We start from the raw sequence: 21256 nt of genomic DNA, 5'->3' as shown, positions 1-21256 counted from the left end.
TATATATGCTAGTTTGGTGATCACTAATCTGCAACTGTCCGACGGGTCAGAGGACGTACTTTTGGTCATACTTTTAAGAGCGTGACGGTGGTGTTGACATTGAGTAGTGAACCTCTATTGATTGAAGGTTCGCTTTAAGAAAGAAGGAGCAATGAATATGAACGTTTTTCTAATTGGTGATTCGACTGTTGCTACTTGTCCAGCTCATGAATATCCAATGGCTGGTTGGGGCCAATATTTTCAACAGTTTTTTAAGACCAAGCATGTTACGGTTATTAATAAAGCCAAGGGCGGGGCAAGCTCAAATACCTTTATTGAAGAGGGAAGATTAACTCCAATACTAACTGAACTGAAGGCAGATGATCTTGTCTTGATTCAGTTTGGTCACAATGACCAAAAGCCCTATGGCACTATTACAGCAGGGGCGTACAAAGCATGCTTGTCGAGTTACATTGATCAGATTGAAGCAAGAGGAAGTCAAGTCGCTCTTGTTTCACCTGTTCATCGCCGTTTTTTTAAAGAGAATGGTCAATTAAAAAATACGTTAGGCGAATTTCCAGAAGTGGTTAAGCAATTAGCTACTGAACGGAATGTGCCACTAATTGATCTGTCTCTCCTGACCGAACAGCTTTATCAACAGCTTGGTGTGGAGGGATCGAAGCAGCTATTTACTTGGTTAGAACCGCATGAGCATAATAATTATCCAGATGGTGTTCAAGATAATACCCATTTCTCAGAAAATGGTGCAAAACGCGTTGGTCAGCTCGTATGTGAGCAAATAAAAAGGCTGAATATTATGCCACTTGTGTATTTTCAGCAAGGATTGAGGTGAATACATGGAATGTCCATTATTTGAAACTGGCGATGTTCTTTATTACAATCGCCTAGCCTGCGAGCAAGATCTATCAGACTTTCATGCTGAGGGTGAGGTGAACATGCAGTTTATTGATAATAGTCTTGTCTTAGCTAGTCGGCTTAATCCTGAGCAACATGGTGATTTTGCTCATTGGGTTTTGTGGTGCAAGCATGACTTTCCCGATCGAATTAGTATCGAGTGGACTTTTAAGCCGTTAGAAGAACCGGGACTGTGTATGCTGTTTTTTGCTGCTCAGGGTCAGAACGGTGAGGATATCTTTGATCAAAGCTTACCTCGAAGGTATGGTCACTATCCACAATATCATTCTGGTGCAATTAATACGTATCATCTATCTTATTTCAGAAGAAAATGGCCAGATGAGCGCGCTTTCTGCACGTGTAACTTAAGAAAGAGTGCTGGTTTCCACTTAGTCGCACAAGGTGCTGACCCACTCCCTACTGTTAAAGATGTCAAAGAAAGTTATCAATTAAAGTTAATTAAATATGAGCAATATATTCAGTTCTCTATCAATAACCTTGTTGTGTTAGAATGGCTCGATCAAGGATCGGAGTTTGGTTCAATGCTAACGACTGGTAAGCTTGGCTTTCGGCAAATGGCACCACTTAAGGCGATGTATCGCGATTTAAAGGTGTCAGAGCTAAACCAACTAGCGGTTACAACTTAGCAAATACTATCAATTAGAGGTGGAAAACGATGAAACCAAATGGCACACTTGGGCACGTATATAACGCATTTGAATTTTTGTATCGCCTTATTTATTTAAATTTACTTTGGTTTAGTTTTACGATTATTGGTGGAATTATTTTTGGCATTGGTCCAAGTACTGTTGCTTTATATGACGTAACTAGACGTTGGCTGAGAAAAGAGCTAGGTAATGATCGTTATATTTTCAAGCTATATTTTACATCTTTTAAGCAAAATTTTTTTGCGGGCAATACGCTAACTTTACCAGTACTCAGCATCTATTTTATGTTATTGGTTAATTACCGTTATGCTAGTATGCGTTTTGAAGTGATTTTTGAGGTTATCCAAGTTGCCATGGTTGTCATTGCGGTGATCCTGACCATTATGCTCACGTATTTATTTCCAATGTTTGTCCATTATGAGCTTAGCATGTCTAATTATTTTCGCAAAGTTCCCTTACTAGTGATTGCCCACCCAGTACCGACAATGCTTAATGTGATCTGGGTTGCTCTGGTCGCATATCTTATCTATCAGTTATTTCCTTATAGCATCTTAATAGGAATGAGTGGCCTTGCCTATGGCGTAATGGGTATCACTTATTCTTCATTTGTTAGAAATGAAGAAATTAGAATAAATCAAGCTAACGACAATAAGAAAATAGGCTAAGCATCGGTAAAAGTCGTTCACGAGAATGGAGTATATAAATGAAATTAAAATGGTTAGAGAAAGGACCAAAAGTTAAAGCAGGTGTTACGTTTGGTGTGCCATGGCAGCAGGGTAAATTAAAGGAACTGTGCGCTTTTAAACTCGATGATACACCAGTCCAATCTTGGGCAACAGCTTATTGGCCAGATAAGTCGATTAAATGGACAGCGCATGCAGTAGTCGTAAAGCAATCTTCTGAATCTACATTCACATTAACGAAGCAAACTAATGACCAACCAACTATCAATCACGCTGGTATTGTCGTCACGGAGCGAGAAAATTCGGTGGACATTAATACCGGTAGGTTAACATACGTTTTAGCACGTTCAGGTTCCAAACTCATTACTGCAGTTAAGGATGGTAATGGCGGAATAGTCGCTTATGACGGGCAATTAATTATGCAGACAAAAACAGCGCATGAAGTGGAAGGTGCTTGTCAGGTTACTTATCGAGAACATGTAAGTAGAATAGAATCCGTTATGGTTGAGAAGCACGGGCCAATTCAAGCAACGATAAAAATAACGGGGTATTGTGGCCATGATACAACTTACCCATTTACCATGCGCTTAGTTTTTTACAATCAAGTTGACCGCATTAAATTGCTCCATACTTTTTTCTTTAATGGTGTACCTGAGCAACATATTGTTCAAGGAATTGGTTTTAGCATGAAAACCCATTTAACTGGCCCTGCCTATAATCGTCAGCTTAAGCTAGCAACTGAATCGGGGACTTACAATGAACCAGCTCAATTGTTAACCTCAAGGCGCTATCGGCAATCCACGATCTATCAACAGCAAATTGCAGGAAAGTCAATTAAGCGCACTGACGAAAATTGTGAAATCTTAAAGCAGGCTTCTGGCCAAGCAATTTGGCAGGATTTTAAGCTTAGTCAATTGAGTCAAGGTTATGGTCGTTATCAGAAGCGCACAGGTACTAACTATGCCTGGGTAGACATCCCGACTATTCATCAGTCAAGTGGTTTACTTTATGTCGGAGGAGAGACAGGCGGCCTAGCATTGTCACTTAAGTATTTTAACGAAAAATATCCGAGTCAATTCACTATAACGGGTTTAGCGAATGAAGTAACAACGGCAACCATCTGGTTTTGGTCTCCAGATGGTCAAGCAATGGATCTCCGTCATTACTCAGAAACAACGCATGTCGAGAGCGCATACGAAGGCTTTGCAGAAATGCGTGCCTCACCAACGGGTATTGCGAATACGAGCGAGGCTTATCTGTCTTTCTTTCAAGAACCAGTTACTGATGAGCAACTATTTGAACTAGCGAATTATTGTCAACAACCAAGCTTATTAATAGCGCATTCAAGTTATTATTATCAAACAGGTGCAACCGGTATTTGGCCACTTAAAGATACAACTACCCCACAAAAGCAGTTTCTCGAGCAACAGCTTGATAAGCTCGTCTCCTTTTATCAAGCTGAGATAGTTCAAAGACAATGGTATGGTTATTGGAATTACGGTGACATTATGCATAGCTATGATGCAACCCGTAAACAATGGTTTTACGATGTTGGTGGCTATGCTTGGCAGAATACCGAGCTTGTGCCTAATCTATGGCTTTGGTATAGCTTTTTCAGAACGGGTGACAGTTCCATCTTTCGTTTAATTGAAGCAATGACGCGTCATAATAGCGAGGTTGATCGCTATCACTTTGGTGCATATAAAGGATTAGGATCACGTCATAATGTGAGTCATTGGGGCTGTGGCTGTAAGGAAGTGCGGATTAGTATGGCTTGTTTATATAAATACTATTTCTACCTAACTGGTGATGAACGTATTGAGGAGTTGCTGGATGAAGTTAAAGACGCTGATCAAGCATTGGATCGTTTAGATCCAATGCGCGAATTCTATCCAAAGACGGACAAGCTAACACATGCGCGTGTTGGTCCTGATTGGTCGGCCTTAAGCTCAAATTGGTTGTCACAATGGGAACGAAAGCAAGATGAGAGCTATTTGAACAAAATTCAAGTTGGCATTAACAATTTAAAACAAGCACCATTTCGATTGCTGTCTGGACCTACTTTTAAATACGATAGCACAACATCTGAGCTTATTTATATGGGCACAGGAAATGAAGGTGGCTACCATATGGTGATTGCATTTGGTGCACCACAAGTATGGCTTGAATTATCAGACCTATTAGCTGATGAAGCGTTTAAGCAGATGCTTGTTGAATTCGGTGAGGTTTATGCAATGGATGACAATGAGAAGCGGGCCTATTCGGGAGATCAACTGCATCAAGATTTATTTCATTGGCCAATGTTTGCCAGTGGTTTAATCGGTTACGCGGGTCATTACCATCAGAGTAACCAATTGAAGGAACAGGCTTGGAATCTACTCCTTAATCCAGAGCACAGTGGTGTTCCCTTACCCATTACGAGCTTAGAAACAGTTAGCTGGGCTAACTTAAATGAAATCCCTTGGTTAACAACGAATGTTGCGGCTCAGTGGAGTTTAAATGTGTTGATTAACCTGTATTATAACGGTGATTGGTTAGCAACCGATCTTGGCAGTGGCATGGAAAACCTCCCTGCTGATCGATAATGATTATAATAAAGAACTTGAACTAATGTTTAACAAAGGTGCAGGGTGTCAGCTATCTGGCTCATAATATGTTTAAGCTTAGAGCCAGCAGATTTAGTAAGCGGGCACAGTAGTGCCCTTGCACAAAGCCTTGTGGCATCTTCAGACGCGTATACTATTAGTCTGAAGATGCCATGTCTTGGTCCAGGGAAAAACAGCTTTAGTCGGCTAAAGGTATGGACTACACCAAGTGCTTAGACTTTCTTATCAAATTCCACCCAATAGTACTCTAATTTTAGAGTATTTAAATTAAGCTAATTAGATAATAAACCAAACTAAAAATTTAAGGAGATCTAATGATGAACACCATCCATATAACCTTTCCAGAAGGGAAACATAAGGTTCTTACCTTCAGCTATGATGACGGACGGGCAGCAGATAAGCGGCTGGTAGAACTATTCAATCGATATCAGTTACGAGCGACATTTCATCTTAATTCAGGCTTTATTCAAGAAGATATTCAAGGTATTCATGATGACTATTTAAAATCTTATCAGCTACGCAATCTCTTTAACGGTCACGAAGTTGCTTGTCATACGGTCACACATCCAACGATTGCGCGAACACCAGTTGAGCACGTTGCTGATCAACTAATCACGGATCGGAAAAACCTTGAAAAGGTAATGGGTTATCCAGTCCAAGGCTTCTCTTATCCAAATGGTTCTTATAATCCGGCAATTATTGAGATGCTACCCAACGTTGGTATTAAATATGCACGAGTAGTTGGCAGCTCTGAACAATTTGCTATACCAGACGATTTTTATCAATGGCAGGCTACTTGTCATCATAACAATCGACTTCTAGAATTAGGTGAGCAGTTTAAATCATTAGGTAAAGTACAATACTTATACATGATGTCTGTCTGGGGACACAGTTTTGAGTTTGATCGGGATGATAATTGGTCGCTTATTGAAGCGTTTTGTGAGCAGATGGCAAGCCAAACAGACATTTGGTTTGCTACGAATATAGAAATTGTTCGCTATCTTGAAGCAGCAAAACAACTAGTCATTGGTTTAAATGGCGATTTTGCCTATAACCCAACTGCAATACCTGTATGGATTAATGTTAATGGTCTTATTTCACAAATTGCACCGGGAGAGACAAAGCGACTAAAGAAGCCAATCGAGGTGGTTATTATAGGTGATTCTACCGTACAAACGCAATTAGATGATTCAGATCCGCAATCAGGCTGGGGTGGTTATTTGCAAAAGTACTGCTCAACTAATGTGATTGTTAAAAACTATGCAATTGGCGGACGCAGTAGCAAGTCATTTCTTGCTGAAGGAAGACTAGCCGCGCTTGATTACGAAATTGAGCAGGCTAACTTTGTCTTGATTCAATGGGGACATAATGACGCTAGCAAGCAACGTCCCGACCGTTATACGGACCCATCGACTTCTTTTAAGAATAATTTAAAACACTATCTTGACTTCGCTAGAGACCGTCATGCAACACCGATTTTAGTTACGCCACCCCTCATTCTAAGTAGAGCTAATGAGACATATAAAAATGAACTTGAGCAATATTGGCTGGCGTTATGTGAGATTGCAAAGGATGAGCAGGTTGCTCTAATTGATTTAACTACGTTGTCATTATCACTTTATGAGCAATTATCAGCTGAACAAGTTGATTCATTCTATTTATCATCATTAGGTACCCACGATACGACACATTTTACTAGACGAGGCGCAAGTATGTTAGCCAAGTTAATCGCAAGACAATTAAAGCAGACACTTCCTGAATTTAAATCAGAAGTCATTTTATAGTGTTTATTAAGGAAAGATCGTAATAGAATTGCTTTCTACACCAGCAAACAGTTTGAGCAAGAAAGTGCAAGCTGAGCAAATAAGTGGAACGCTACTCATATAGTAGCGTTTTTTTCGCTAATAGTCGGGATAAGCTAAAGTGCAAAAAAATCTAATTGCAGGAAATTTGTAAGCGCTTTACTGTAGTGGTGAAGTGGTTGACTTAGACCATTTCTTAACTAAAGAAACTTAAGAGGAGTGAAATGAAAATGGATTCACTTAGAAAAAGGGGCGTTTATTCACTAGCAGGTTTATTTTTATTATTTGTCTTAGTAGCGTGCGGCGGTAATGATGGTACTGCTACAAATGACTCGTCAGGTGAGGGTGGCGAGTCAGGAGAGACTACTCTTATTAACGAGATAACAATAATGGCACCAACGTTTGAAACAACAGCACCTCCCGCAGATAATGAGTGGGAACAAGCTGTTGAAGCGTTTACTGGCAGACAGTTAACGATTAATTGGGTTCCAAACGTTTCCTATGAAGATCGGATGAATGTAACACTTGCATCTACTGATATACCGCATGTAATGGTTATTCAAGGGAAAACACCAGGGTTCTTAAACTCAGCGGAAGCAGGTGCATTCTGGGAATTGTCTGATTACTTAGATGATTATGAGTACCTTTCACAATATAATGAAGATATTTTGCGAAACGCTTCAGTGAACGGCAATGTGTATGGTCTATATCGAGGCCGGGATATCATGCGTTCTACCGCTATTGTTCGTAAAGATTGGTTAGATAACTTAGGTTTAGATGTACCAGAGACAATTGATGATTTATATGAAGTGCTACAGGCCTTTACTCATGATGATCCGGATGGAAATGGAGCAGATGATACAGTTGGATTAATCATTCCTACTTGGTATGGAAGTCTTGATACGTTATCAATCTGGTTTGGTGCTCCTAATGTTTGGGGTTATGAAAATGGAGAAGTTGTACCAGCCTTTACGACAGATGCATACAAAGCGTCTTTAGAGTTTGTTAAGAAAATAGTTGATGAGGGTTTAGTTAACCCGGATTTTACAACACTCAGCCCGGATGATTGGAATAACGCAATGTTTAATGGTCAAGGTGGCGTTATTATTGATACGTATTCCCGAGCAATGCAAATTAATAACTTGTTTGTCGATGAAACAGGGAGTACAGACCCTGAAGAGCACTTTGTTGAAATAACTGGAACCATTCGATCTTCAGATGGTGAAGAATATGGACAACCAACTGATGGTTACTCTGGTTTTCTAGCGATCTCGAAAACGAGTGTACAAACAGAAGAAGAGCTTCACGAAGTATTAGCTTTCCTTGATCAATTAAGTTCGGCAGATGGTTTAAATTTATTAAATCATGGAATTGAAGGGGTTAATTATGAATTAGACGATGAAGGCTATCTAATCCCGCTTGAAACGCCAGAAGCAGCTGCACTAAAACCTTATGAGATGGGTCAAATTTCAACTTATGGTGAAGGAATGCATACGATGCGTCAGGACGGTGCATTACCGCAAAAACGCTATCAGTTAATGGAGGATAATGAAGCCCATGCTGTATATAACGCGGCTGCACCATTAGTTTCAGAAGTTTATACAACGCGAGGCACACAGCTTGATGATATTATTGCTGATGCACGTATTCAGTATGTAGCAGGTCATATTGACGAAGCAGGCTGGGATTCTGCCATTGATTTATGGTACAGCAGTGGTGGCCAAGAATTAATTGATGAATTAAACGAACTGTATACAGAAATGAACTAATTTTGGTAGCGCAAACGATGGTATCGTTTTATGAGTCAACCGGGTTTGATGCGATAGCTTTATTAGCAAACTAGTTAATCTATGCATATGCTTAACCATTTTAAAAAACTAAGGATGGTGTTTGACCATCCTTAGTTTAGAAAGAAGGGTGACACTAATGAAGGCGATAACGTTACGAAAGCCTGAAAAGAATGCGGATAAAAAATCGCTTGCAGAAATAGTAAAAATCATGTGGGTACGGGACAAGTGGTTATATTGCTTACTCATTCCCGGGGTCCTATACTTCCTAATTTTTAGATATGCACCCATGTATGGTGTTATCATTGCCTTTAAAAATTATGTTCCATTTTTAGGTATCCAAGCTAGCCCTTGGGTTGGCTTGGACCATTTCACATCTTTTTTTAGTAGTCCAGATTTTCTTAGACTACTAGGTAATACACTTTGGTTATCTTTTTTAGGCATTGCTGTTGCCTTTCCCGCACCTATATTTTTAGCAATTTTACTAAATGAAATTAGATTTTCAGTTTACAAAAAGCTTGTCCAAACATGTATTTATGTCCCGCACTTTTTGTCTTGGACAATTGTCATTGGGTTAACACATGTATTATTCTCCATTAATGGTGGCGCTGTTGTTGATTTAGTTGAAACGATTTTTGGCGTTAGGATTAATTTTCTTGCTGAGCCACAATGGTTCAGACCAATGATTATTCTTCAAGGGATCTGGAAGGGAACGGGCTGGGGGACAATTATTTTCTTAGCTGCTCTAGCTAATGTTTCACCAGAGCAATACGAAGCAGCAATTGTTGACGGTGCTGGCCGCTTTAGACGAATTTGGCACATTACATTGCCAGCTATCCGTCCTACTGTTGTCATCATGTTAATTTTAACAATGGGCTCTGTGTTAAACACGGGCTTTGATCAAATATTTCTTATGACCAACTCATTAAATCGGTCAGTGGCTGATGTATTTGATACTTATGTCTATAATGTTGGGATTACAAGAGGGTCCTATTCTTACAGTACAGCAGTAGGGTTATTTAAATCGCTTGTAGGAATTATTTTAATTCTAACGACAGATTTTATTGCGAAAAAAGTTGATAAAGAAAGTGGATTATTTTAAGAAGGGGGCTAGATAATAATGAGCGATATGCATAAATTACACAATACCAAGCCAGGAAAAGTATTCGATTTTATTAATATCATTTTTCTTGGCATCGCTGCAATCATAACGCTATTGCCATTTGTTTATGTCGTTGCTGGTTCATTTGCGACAGAATCTGAGTTAGCACGCCGTGCATTTTTCGTCTTTCCAGAAACATTTACACTAGAGGCATACCGATATATCTTTACATCAGAAGCCTTTATCAGAAGTATTATTGTTACCATTGGTGTTACGGCTGTTGGGACGCTTGTCCAACTGTTCTTTACGTTTACATTAGCATACCCGTTAGCAAAGCGTCAGTTAAGAGGAAGAAAGCTACTGATTAATATGGTTGTCTTTGCCATGTTATTTAGTGGTGGCATGATTCCCACCTTTTTAGTCGTACAGGCATTAGGATTAGTTGATTCCTATTGGGCACTAATGCTGCCAAATGCGATTAATCCATTTAACCTAATTATTATCAAGAACTTCTTTCAAAATTTTTCAGTTGAACTTGAGGAGTCAGCTAAAATTGATGGTGCCACTGAAATAGGAATATTTTGGCGAATTGTCCTGCCGCTATCTAAACCTATTTTAGCTACATTTGCGCTTTTTTACGCAGTTGGTATTTGGAATGACTTTATGAGTCCATTACTTTACTTAAACGATAGTTCAAAATGGACTTTGCAGCTTCTATTACGTCAAGTCACGATTTCGTCAGATCCAAATGCATTAGGTTCATTAGATCCTGATTATATCCCACCAGCTGAAGGGATGAAATTGGCTATTATTGTTATTGCAACTTTGCCAATTATGACAATTTATCCGTTCCTACAGAAGCACTTCGCTAAAGGTTTATTAATTGGTTCCGTAAAAGGCTAGTACAGACAATGTCAACTTATAAAAAGTAAATAATGTTTGGCTATAATAATGCTAATTTAAGACCGTACCACCGATTAGAATAGCGAACTAAAGATAGTGCATAGCGACTCGCCCAAACACGATCAAGGATTAATGACTATTTTCAATGTGTGAAAGTTGAGTTATATTTATAAAAACTATTAAGAAGTGGATTACTTTTTAATAGTTTTTTAACATTTTTTATCTACTAACAGTATTGCAAGTTAGTTATAATCAAAATTGTAAGCGATTACTTCTAATCGAGGAGGATAAAGATGAAAAAGTATGTATTATTAATTTTAGTAAGTTTATTTTTATTAACTGCCTGTAATGGTGGCGATAGTGAAAATGGGAACGCTGACAATGGAGGTCAAGCTGGAGAGACAACAATTCGTGTTGCTTGGTGGGGGAACCAAGAGCGGCATGATATGACATTAGAAGCAATTGAATTATTTAATGATATCTATCCAGACATTAATGTTCAACCTGAGTATACCGGATGGGATGGTTATTGGGAACGTCTCAACACACAGGCCGCAGGAAGTAACCTTCCTGACGTTATCGCAATGGACAACTCTTATTTAAATGAATATAACAGTAATGAATTACTGATTGATCTAGCACCACTTATTGACGACGGAACAATTAATCTATCTGATGTGGATGATGTCTATCAAGAAATTAATCATGATGGAGATCGTGTCTTGGCAGTCGCATCTGGCGCCAATGCGTTATCTTTAGTTTACAACACAGAAATGTTAGAGGAGTATGGCTATAATCTTGAACCTGGTTATACGTATGATGATTTGTATGAAATGAATCTCGCTATTAAGGAAGCTATTGAGGAAGATGGCGGCGAATTCTTTGGTTACGACTTCGCAAATGCAGAATATGAATTGTTTAACAATTATGCCCGTCAAAATGGAATGACCCTCTACAACGAAGCTGGTGATGGCTTAGGTTTTGCCGAAGAAACTTTGGTTGAGTACTTTAATTGGGTGCATCAAATGGTCGCTGATGAAGCAGCACCACCACATGATATTATGATGTCTTATATAGAAGGTGGTAACTCAATGCTTCAAGAAGGTACAGCTGTGACCCAAACAGCAGCAAGTAATCAATTAATCGGCCTTTCACAGGGAACGCAATTTGAACTTGACTTAACAATTTTGCCAGCTTTAGACGGTGTCCATGCAAACTATATTCGTCCAAGTATGTCTTTTGCTATTACCAATCATTCAGCTGAGCAGGAAGCAGCAGCTAAGTTTATTGATTTTATCACAAATAACTTGGAAGCGAACGAAATCCTACAAGCAGAGCGTGGTGTGCCGATTTCACAAGCTGTTCGTGATCACTTAGTAGAAATCGTTTCTGAACCGGTCCAAAAAACATTTGCCTTTTTAGAAGTTGTCGCTGAGTACACGCAAGATTCAGACCCACTTTCACCACCTGGTGAGACGGAAGTGCGGGGCGCTTTTATTCGAATCGTTGAATCATTAAAGTATGGACAAGTAACACCAGAAGAAGCAGCAAGCCAATTCATTCAACAAGCTGAGAATGTTTTAAATTAAGGTAAGTGGGCGATCGTTTTTATAACGTGTCGCCCTTATCTACCATTAAGTGAAGAGATCAAGCTCGTTGAACTACTAAAGTATGGTGGTGAATAAAAATGGAAAAAGAGAAAAAAATTCCTGCTAGTTTAAGTTTAGAATCTAGAAATTTACGTGCTGACAATCTGTCTGGTTATTTAAGTATTTCACCGTGGTTAATTGGCTTTATTTTATTAATACTCGGACCAATGCTTGCATCGCTATACTTATCTTTCACAGACTACAACTTATTATCTGCTCCAAATTGGGTCGGATTAGCTAATTATCAAAATTTATTAAGTGACGGACGGTTTTTAAAATCATTAGAAGTCACCTTTAAATTTGTGTTCATATCTGTACCATTGAAGCTGATCTTTGCCTTAGCTTTGGCACTTCTGTTTAATACAGGTAGGAAAGGGAGCTCATTATTTGCAGCTGTCTATTACGTGCCTTCAATCATTGGTGGAAGTGTTGCAATTGCGGTCGTGTGGCGTCAACTATTTGGACGTCAGGGTGCTATTACTCAAATCCTATCGGCACTAAATATTACCGATGCGAATTTGATTGGAAACCCTAATACAGCATTATCTGTACTTATCTTATTGGTAATCTGGCAGTTTGGCTCGCCAATGATAATCTTTCTTGCAGGTCTAAGGCAAATACCACTTGAGCTTTACGAAGCAGCCAGTGTGGATGGTGCTACTAAAATTAGACAATTTTTCAGTATAACATTACCAATGCTAACGCCAGTTATCTTTTTTAACCTTGTCATGCAGACAATTCAAGGATTTATGACTTTCACGCAGTCTTATTTAATTACAGGTGGCGGTCCACTAGACGAAACTTTATTCTATGCCGTGTATCTCTACGAAACGGCATTTGAATACTTAAGAATGGGCTATGCTTCAGCAATGGCGTGGGTATTATTAATTATCATAGCTGTCATTACATCAATCTTCTTCTTGACTTCAAAATACTGGGTTTTTTATCAATCAGAAGGAGGTCGCTAAGATGCAAACAAAAAAAGGCCTTCTTAGTAACAGTATCTTTTACGTTTTTGTCAGTGGAATTGGAATTGCGATGATCTATCCAATCCTTTGGATGATGGCGAGCTCGCTAAAACCAGCAACTGAAATATTCAATAATGCAATCTCTCTTATCCCAAGTCAGCTTATGTGGGAGAACTATTCAGCAGGCTGGGCGGGATTCGGTGGCATTGGCTTTGCAACTTATTTTAGAAACTCAGTCATTGTAACGTCCATCGTTGTCGTCGGAACGCTATTAACGGGTAGTATTGTCGCATATGGGTTTGCCCGCTTAGAATTTAAGTTTAAAAATGCGCTGTTTGCTTGTTTAATGGCAACAATCATGCTGCCCGTGCAAATTACGCTAATTCCGCAATATATTATTTTTAATGAAGTAGGTTGGGTAAATACATTCTATCCTTTATTACTTCCTGGTTTAATGGGTGGTCAACCCTTCTTCATCTTCTTACTCATTCAGTTTATTAGAGGTATACCTAGGGAGCTGGATGAAGCCGCTATTGTTGATGGTTGCTCAAAAATGGGGATTTACTGGCGCATTATCTTGCCATTGTTGCGCCCAGCGTTAGTAACAGTAGCTTTATTTAGCTTTATGTGGACATGGGATGACTTCTTAGCGCCACTTATTTACTTAAATAACTCAACTTTGCATACGGTAACAATTGCGTTGAGAAATTTCATGGATACTCAGGGTAGTACATCTTGGGGGCCATTATTGGCAATGTCATCATTGTCATTATTGCCTCAACTGTTGATTTTTGCTTTTTTTCAGAAACATTTGGTCCAAGGTATTGCTACTACTGGACTTAAATAGTATTTGCTTCAAGGGTTAACATTCGTTAACTCTTGATTCTATTTCAGATAAAAAAGGTTAGGAGGACAACTAATTTGAAACTGACTGGACTGCGCGGATCAATTAATTATTTATTTGAATGGGTTGTTACATTAGCTTGGTTGAATACACTTTGGCTACTTTTTACGATTGGCGGAATGGTTCTGTTTGGCTGGGCACCAGCAACAATAGCGATGCTAACAGTCTTACGTAAAATTTACCATGAAAAGAATTTTGATGTAGCCATGTTTAAAACCTTTTTGCATGCTTTTAAGGCCAATTTTATAACGGCGAACGGGCTAAGTCTCGTGTTTTTACTAGTGTTTGGCTTTATCGGATCTGGTATGCTGACGTTACGATACCTCCCATCATCATTATTTATCGTAATGTCTATCCTTTATACGATTATCATAAGCTTGCTCTTCATTGTTTTTTTGTTTGTATTTCCGGCATTTACCCATTATCAGACAACATTTATTAATTATTTTAAGTATGCACTCTTGATAGGGCTGGCGCATTTTCATTACGCTTTATTTATGATACTGGTCTTTGTGTTAACGTATTTTCTCTTCAGTGCTTTTCCTGGGCTACTCCTATTTTTTGCAGTCAGTATTCCAGGGGCGTTAATGATGAAATTAGCCTTAACAGTGTTTACACGTGTTGACGTTTATCAAGCTTCTGCTAATTAAGGAAAGGTGGTCATTTTTTTGAACAAAATCTACTATGGAGCAGCGTTATATCCAGAACTATGGGATCGAGAAACAACTGAGCAGGATATTAAAGAAATGAAAAAGTTAGGCATGAACCTAGCCCGGATTGGTGAATTTGCTTGGTCTACCTTTGAACCAGCCCCTAATCAATTTGATTTTTCCGTGCTAACTGAGACATTGACTAGCTTAGCAGAACATGAAATTGATGTCATTATTTGTACGCCGACACCAACACCACCAATTTGGTTGACTGCCAATTACCCAGAGCGGCTCCATCGAAATCATCAAGGGGTTACAATGGTTCATGGGTCAAGACAGCATATTTGTACTAACAACCGATATTTTCGCGAGCGAGCCGCTATTCTGGTGGAACAAATGATTGCTGCTGTTGCCCAATTCAATCATGTTGTAGCCATTCAGCTTGATAACGAATTTAAGTGTCACGTCGGTCCATGTTATTGTGAAACCTGTAAGCAGGAGTGGCATAAGTGGTTAGCGAGCAAGTATGGAACAATTGACACGCTAAATAATGCTTGGGGAACGGCAATCTGGAGTCAACATTACCAGAGTTTTGAGCAAGTGGTGCAACCGGTATCCACACCCTTTTTACATAACAGCTCTTTACAACAGAATTATTTGGCCTTTACTCATGCAAAGCTGGCTGAATTTGCGGCTGAGCAAACAAAGGTGATTAAAAAAATTTCACCAATTCCTGTTACGCATAATTCAAGTATGTTCTTTGATTTGGATAATGAACTGCTTGCTGACCAGCTTGACTTTATTAGCTTTGATACATATACACCGGCAGGTAAACACCCTGGTTTTATGATGAACCAAGAGCGCTGGCGCTATATGAAAAATGATACAAGGCGAACGATGCTATTAGAAACAAGCACGTCTCATAACGGGCATCTTGATTTATATGGGCTGCTACATCCTGCTGGTTATCTTCAAGCGGAGAGCTTTGCAACATTTGCTTCGGGAGTCGAGGCATTCAGCTATTGGTTGTTTAGAGGGCAAAAATCTGGCTGTGAACAGCCCCATGGCTCGATTGTCAGTTCATGGGGTGAGCCGACAATTGGTTATCAGCCGGCAAAGCAAGTGGGGGAACTTATTGAGCAGTTAAGACCATTACTAGAGAGTTCAGAGGTTATGGAACCACGTGTAGCATTAACTTACTCTGATCGAGCGCGGTCGTTTCTGACCGTTGAGCCTGGAGAGGACTATGATTATAAAACGCTGGTGACTTCTTTTTATCAGGGACTTTTAGCCCTTAATATTGAACGGAAGCTGGTACCAGAAGGTCATAATCTAGCTGAAACTGAGCTCTTGATTACCCCATATGTGCATTATATTTCGGATCAATTTCTAGAAAAGGTTATCAAGTTTGTTGCACAAGGTGGTATCTGGATTGCCGGTCCAATGACCGGAGATCGTACCGAGGAGCACACTTGGCACACAGATAGCGGATTGGGTGCGTTAACGGAGCTAGCTGGTGTTAAGGAAATGATGCAGTTTCCTACGACAGGGAGCGGTCACAAGGGTGAGGCTTTTGGCACATCAGTCGAACTTAGCGGACTTTCTAGTTTGTTTACGGTTGAGGACGATGTCATCGTACACGGGAAAGTGACAGCAGGACAGGCGCAAGGCAAGGCTTTTCTAATTGAACGAGCACTTGGAAAAGGGAAAATTGTTATGGTAGGCACAGTGCTTGAACAAAACGCTTTACAAGTCGTGATTGAAAACTATGCTAAACCGTATATGGCGAAGCATGTCGCTCAAGTCGCCGAAGAGATTGTTATTATAAAAAGAAAGACGAACCAAGGCGCTTTACAATACTGGCTAGTTAATTTCTCAGATCAGCCACGTAGTCTTGTGTTAGAAAAAGAATGGCGAGAATTACTTAGTGATAAGCAGCTTGGCGTAGGTAAGCATGTAATTGAGCCGTTTGGTTATCGAGTCTTGTCCCAAAAATAAGTCGTACTGTTAAACTAACTAACTCAACTTTCGCAGTTTAAAAAAGTGAACAACTCCAATGTCATCGCATAATAGCTAGAATTAAGTATAGAACTTGACTATTGTCTCTAAATAAATGATCCCAACTCAGTTTACGCTCAAGGCGTCAATCAATTCGCTTTTACCACGGCACAAAAGCAACATACGTTTTAGCTCCTTAAGTCGCAAAAACGGTGTAGCTCTAGCCGGGGGATCGCCTCGGTCCTACAGGATGTAGGTCATACAGACGTTGCCACACGACGTGGCGGTCTTAGTCTGTAACCCTTCTTAAGGACGTGATGGGTTTAGTCTAGCATGCCTTACAAGTGGATCTTCGGACTGATGCTGCTTTATCCATTGACACCTTTTACTTCATTATGAGCTTTTATTGATGGAGATCACATGATTTTCAACCGTATCGTAACAAAATCCATCCATCCATTTATTAGCTTTGAAGAGTGTTTCAGATAGGATTGTTTTTAATACTTAAGCTCCCTCCCTTCCCAACGCGGAGTCGTTCTTCTGTCACAAAACTTACATGCAATTAAACGTCTATATAAGTATGTAATTGGCTATTTAGACGCTCAGAGCAGTGGGTAGACTGTAATTTTACGCTGCGAAAGTTGAGTAACTAATATAATTAAGATATTAAATATAATTAACTAGCTAAAGCCCTTATTCAATAGCATATTTTGAATAGAGCTGTTATCAAACAGGTCCTTTGCTAGTATAATAATAGCTAGATTAATTTACTAGACAGGAGTGATTCGGGTGGTATTCACATTTGCAGAGCTATTTCAATTAACTGACGAGGAAGAACAGATTTTAAAACAAATCGAAATTAATCGAAGTGTCTATACCTCCCAAACAGAATTTGTTATTGAACGAGCTAAGTTTCTTCACCATCAAAAACGAATTGACATTCGTAAACATCCACGTTTTATTGCTTTTCCGCCCCATAAACACGACTATATTGAAATAAATTATGTCTATCATGGGCAATTAACCCAGCAGGTAGGGCAAGATGAGATTGTTTTGCAGCAAGGTGAATTATTATTTCTTAATCAACATATTGAGCATGCTCTCGAACCTTGTCAGCATCATGATATTATTATTAATTTTATTATTGATCCCGTGTTTTTTAATCAAATGATTCAGCAATTTATTACAGACTCTGGTAACTATACGATCATTCAATTTTTAATAAATAGTATCTTCAATCAAGATAATTCTGGTCAATATTTACTTTATCGAGTGGCAGCTGTTGCTGAGATTCAGGAGATTTTTCAGAACATAATTGTTGAGATGATGGAGCCCGGTCTCCTATCAGAAGCAAAAGTGAAATTTCAAATGGGCTTATTAATGATTGAACTCATTAAACAAGCTCATCTGGTTGAACATCAACCAAATCGACCTACTCATCATCATCTTGTATTCGGCGTATTAAACTATATCGAACAGTCTTATCAAACTGCACAATTATCACACTTTGCCAGTGAAAATAGGTTTACGATTGATCGATTGAGTAAGTTGATCAAGCAAGCGACTGGGCAAACATTTAAGACGCTTCTTCAAGAAAAGCGCTTAAATCAAGCTGAATTTCTGCTAACAAATACCGACTATTCTGTTGAGCAAATTGCCTATGAAATAGGTTATGAAAACATTAGTTATTTTTATCGCCTTTTCAAAACAACAAAGGGATGTACACCAAGGCAATTTAGAAAAAAACTAGCCGAAGTAGCGAATTAAGCTAAGATTTTTCCATTACAAATAGATTAGCCCCCTTTGACTTCGGGTTACAATTGCTTGAAAGAGTAATGCAAATAAGGACAGTTTTTCAGTCAAGTAAGGTTATAGCTTTAATCACCGTATTCCGTTACTTTATTAAGTAAGAGAACGGTTACAAAAAGAGGTGATTGTCGTGATTAATTGTCATTTAGCAGTAGATATTGGTGCGTCAAGTGGCCGGCTGATGGCCGGTTTTCTTGACCAAGAAAAACTTGTACTTAAAGAAATATATCGCTTTAACAATCAAATGATTAGGCAGGCTGGTTATTTGTGCTGGGATATTGATTTTTTATTTCAGTCGATTAAAGCCGGTGTTAAGGCTGCAATCGAGGCGAATTATCGTCCTGAAAGTCTAGCAATTGATACATGGGCAGTTGATTTTGTCCTATTGAATGAGGACGATGAGCGGGTGACACCAGCAGTTGCTTATCGTGATCGTCGTACAGATGGGGTTATGGAACAGGTGTTAGCAGAGGTAGATCGTGACAGTCTCTATAACCGAACCGGCATTCAATTTCAGCCATTTAATACAATCTACCAGCTAAAGGCACTGCAGGCTCAGCAACCTGAATTAATTGAGCAAGCTAAGACATTCTTGATGTTGCCTGATTATTTGAATTTTTTACTAACTGGACAAAAGGTTAACGAGTACACCAATGCCACTTCAACTCAGTTGATTAATCTTGAGACCAGGGATTGGGATTTCGCTTTACTTAACCGCTTAGATTTACCGCTGCAAATCTTTCAACCAATTGCGCTTCCGAAAAAAAATCTTGGACCAATAAAAGCTTCATTAATTGCGGAATGGGGCATTAGCTTTGATGTTATTTTACCAGCAACACATGATACTGGATCGGCCATTATCGCTGTCCCTGAACAAGAGGATACCATTTATTTAAGCTCGGGCACATGGTCACTTATGGGCATTGAGACAATGCAGCCGATTAATTCAGCACAAGCGTTAGCACGTAACTTTACCAATGAAGGTGGACTTGATTATCGCTATCGCTTCTTAAAGAACATAATGGGTTTATGGATGATTCAAGAGGTAAAGCGCTTGTATAATGATTGCTACTCATTTAGTAGCTTTGTCGACTTAGCTAAGAGAGAGCATAATTTTAATAGTATTGTAGCTGTGAATGATAACCGATTTCTAAGTCCAGATAATATGATTAGCCAAATCCAAGCAGCATGTCGAGAAAGCAAGCAACAAGTTCCAGAAACGCCGGGACAGATTGCTCGGACGATTTTTATGAGTTTAGCGAGGAGCTACGAGCAGACGGTTCAGGAGATTGAGCAAATAGCTGACAAGAAATACAACTCGATCCATATTATTGGTGGGGGTAGTCAGAACGAATGGTTAAATGAACTACTTGCTGACTATACGGGTAAAGCTGTCTATGCAGGGCCCATTGAGGCGACAGCAATTGGTAATTTGGTTGTCCAGCTATTAGCGCTTAACAAAGTAGCTAGTCTTGACCAGGCTAGACGAATTATTAAGGATTCATTCCCAATTAACAAGTATTAAATAAGGAGGACAACAACAATGACGATTGAACAACGCTATCAATTAGCAAAGGCACAATATGAAAGCTGGGGTATTGACGTTGACGCTGCTTTGGCTAAATTAAAACAGGTTCCCATCTCGATTCATTGCTGGCAAGGTGATGATGTTGGCGGGTTTGAGGTAAATAAGCAAGCGCTATCGGGGGGGATCGATGTAACTGGGAATTATCCTGGTAAAGCAACAACACCTGAAGAGCTGCGGCAAGATATTGAACAAGCATTAAAGCTCATCCCTGGTCAGCATCGAATTAATCTACATGCTATTTATGCTGAAACAAATGGTGAAATTGTCGAACGTGATCAATTAAAGCCACACCATTTTCAAAATTGGATTGACTGGGCAAAAAAGCATCAGCTTGGTATTGATTTTAATCCAACGTTATTCTCACATCCTAAAGCTGATGATGGTCTGACGCTATCACACCCAGATCAAAGCATTCGAGACTTTTGGATTCGACATTGTCAAGCAAGTCGCCGAATCGCCGAACATATTGGTAAAGAACTTGGTTCACCAGTGTTAACAAACATTTGGATTCCTGATGGATATAAGGATACACCTTCTGATCGACTGGGCCCACGTAAGCGATTAAAGGAATCGCTCGATACCATTTTTTCAGAAGAAATTGATTCTACGTATAACCTTGATGCAGTTGAAAGTAAGCTATTTGGGATTGGTTCAGAGGCGTATGTCGTTGGATCACATGAATTCTACTTAGGGTACGCAGTTCAGAATAATAAGCTGTGCTTGTTGGATACAGGGCATTATCATCCAACTGAAATGGTGTCAAACAAGATTTCAGCGTTATTATTATTTAGTGACAAAGTTGCCTTACATGTTTCCCGGCCCGTTCGTTGGGATAGTGACCATGTCGTTTCTTTTGATGATGAGTTAAAAGAGATTGGCTTAGAGATTGTACGTAATGATGCCTTAAATAACGTCCTCATTGGGCTAGACTTCTTTGATGCGAGTATTAATCGTGTTGCTGCTTGGACGATTGGTACAAGAAATATGATTAAAGCATTACTATACGCACTGCTTATGCCAAATGATCAGCTCAAAGTCTATCAAGAACAAGGAGATTATACGAAGCGTTTAGCCGTACTTGAAGAATTTAAAAGCTATCCGTTTGGAGCAGTTTGGGATTATTATTGTGAACGCATGGATGTACCAGCTGGACTTGACTGGCTTGATCATGTAAACAAGTATGAGGATGACGTTCTGGTCAAGCGGGCTAACAAATCTTGAGCCTGATTTATCAACGCTAACAAG

The 21256-nt window shown here is 39.4% G+C and carries 16 protein-coding genes; all 16 read left to right on the top strand.

Annotated features, from left to right (window positions below; translation table 11 throughout):
* Positions 1–157 precede the first annotated feature (157 nt).
* Positions 158–832 (top strand): rhamnogalacturonan acetylesterase, encoded by a 675-nt coding sequence (locus BM000_RS01260; RefSeq protein ID WP_245751543.1) that lies wholly within the window; start codon positions 158–160, stop codon positions 830–832.
* Between the two features lie 4 nt (positions 833–836).
* Positions 837–1541, top strand: coding sequence for a DUF1961 family protein (locus BM000_RS01255; RefSeq protein ID WP_091493874.1), 705 nt, complete (start codon positions 837–839; stop codon positions 1539–1541).
* Between the two features lie 29 nt (positions 1542–1570).
* Positions 1571–2227 (top strand): YesL family protein, encoded by a 657-nt coding sequence (locus BM000_RS01250; protein WP_091493872.1) that lies wholly within the window; start codon positions 1571–1573, stop codon positions 2225–2227.
* A gap of 38 nt (positions 2228–2265) precedes the next feature.
* Complete coding sequence (locus BM000_RS01245) at positions 2266–4830, top strand: exo-rhamnogalacturonan lyase family protein (RefSeq protein WP_091493869.1); 2565 nt, start codon at positions 2266–2268, stop codon at positions 4828–4830.
* Positions 4831–5168: 338 nt separating this feature from the next.
* Positions 5169–6635, top strand: coding sequence for a polysaccharide deacetylase family protein (locus BM000_RS17135; RefSeq protein ID WP_091493866.1), 1467 nt, complete (start codon positions 5169–5171; stop codon positions 6633–6635).
* 248 nt (positions 6636–6883) lie between these two features.
* The gene (locus BM000_RS01235; protein WP_091493864.1) at positions 6884–8422 is read left to right on the top strand and encodes an extracellular solute-binding protein; all 1539 of its coding nucleotides are present in this window, start codon (positions 6884–6886) and stop codon (positions 8420–8422) included.
* Positions 8423–8579: 157 nt separating this feature from the next.
* Positions 8580–9542: an ABC transporter permease gene (locus BM000_RS01230; protein WP_091493861.1), complete on the top strand. Its 963-nt coding sequence runs from the start codon at positions 8580–8582 to the stop codon at positions 9540–9542.
* Between the two features lie 18 nt (positions 9543–9560).
* Positions 9561–10445, top strand: coding sequence for a carbohydrate ABC transporter permease (locus BM000_RS01225; RefSeq protein ID WP_091493859.1), 885 nt, complete (start codon positions 9561–9563; stop codon positions 10443–10445).
* A 293-nt stretch (positions 10446–10738) separates the two neighbouring features.
* Positions 10739–12034: an ABC transporter substrate-binding protein gene (locus BM000_RS01220; protein ID WP_091493856.1), complete on the top strand. Its 1296-nt coding sequence runs from the start codon at positions 10739–10741 to the stop codon at positions 12032–12034.
* A gap of 98 nt (positions 12035–12132) precedes the next feature.
* Positions 12133–13062 (top strand): carbohydrate ABC transporter permease, encoded by a 930-nt coding sequence (locus BM000_RS01215; protein ID WP_091493853.1) that lies wholly within the window; start codon positions 12133–12135, stop codon positions 13060–13062.
* Position 13063: 1 nt separating this feature from the next.
* A complete protein-coding gene (locus BM000_RS01210) occupies positions 13064–13909 on the top strand; it encodes a carbohydrate ABC transporter permease (RefSeq protein ID WP_091493851.1) in 846 nt (281 codons plus the stop codon).
* Between the two features lie 74 nt (positions 13910–13983).
* Complete coding sequence (locus BM000_RS01205) at positions 13984–14616, top strand: YesL family protein (RefSeq protein ID WP_091493848.1); 633 nt, start codon at positions 13984–13986, stop codon at positions 14614–14616.
* A gap of 18 nt (positions 14617–14634) precedes the next feature.
* Positions 14635–16614, top strand: coding sequence for a beta-galactosidase (locus tag BM000_RS01200; RefSeq protein ID WP_177178165.1), 1980 nt, complete (start codon positions 14635–14637; stop codon positions 16612–16614).
* Positions 16615–17403: 789 nt separating this feature from the next.
* The gene (locus BM000_RS01195) at positions 17404–18381 is read left to right on the top strand and encodes an AraC family transcriptional regulator (protein WP_177178164.1); all 978 of its coding nucleotides are present in this window, start codon (positions 17404–17406) and stop codon (positions 18379–18381) included.
* A 172-nt stretch (positions 18382–18553) separates the two neighbouring features.
* Positions 18554–19948: a rhamnulokinase gene (gene rhaB / locus BM000_RS01190; RefSeq protein ID WP_091493840.1), complete on the top strand. Its 1395-nt coding sequence runs from the start codon at positions 18554–18556 to the stop codon at positions 19946–19948.
* 18 nt (positions 19949–19966) lie between these two features.
* Positions 19967–21232, top strand: a complete 1266-nt coding sequence (gene rhaA / locus BM000_RS01185) for an L-rhamnose isomerase (RefSeq protein WP_091493837.1) — start codon at positions 19967–19969, stop codon at positions 21230–21232.
* Positions 21233–21256 lie beyond the last annotated feature (24 nt).

This window comes from Amphibacillus marinus (assembly GCF_900110345.1).
Taxonomy (GTDB): Bacteria; Bacillota; Bacilli; order Bacillales; family Amphibacillaceae; genus Amphibacillus_D; species Amphibacillus_D marinus.
Note: the sequence above shows the minus strand (reverse complement) of the source record. Positions and strands in the feature narration are given on the sequence as shown.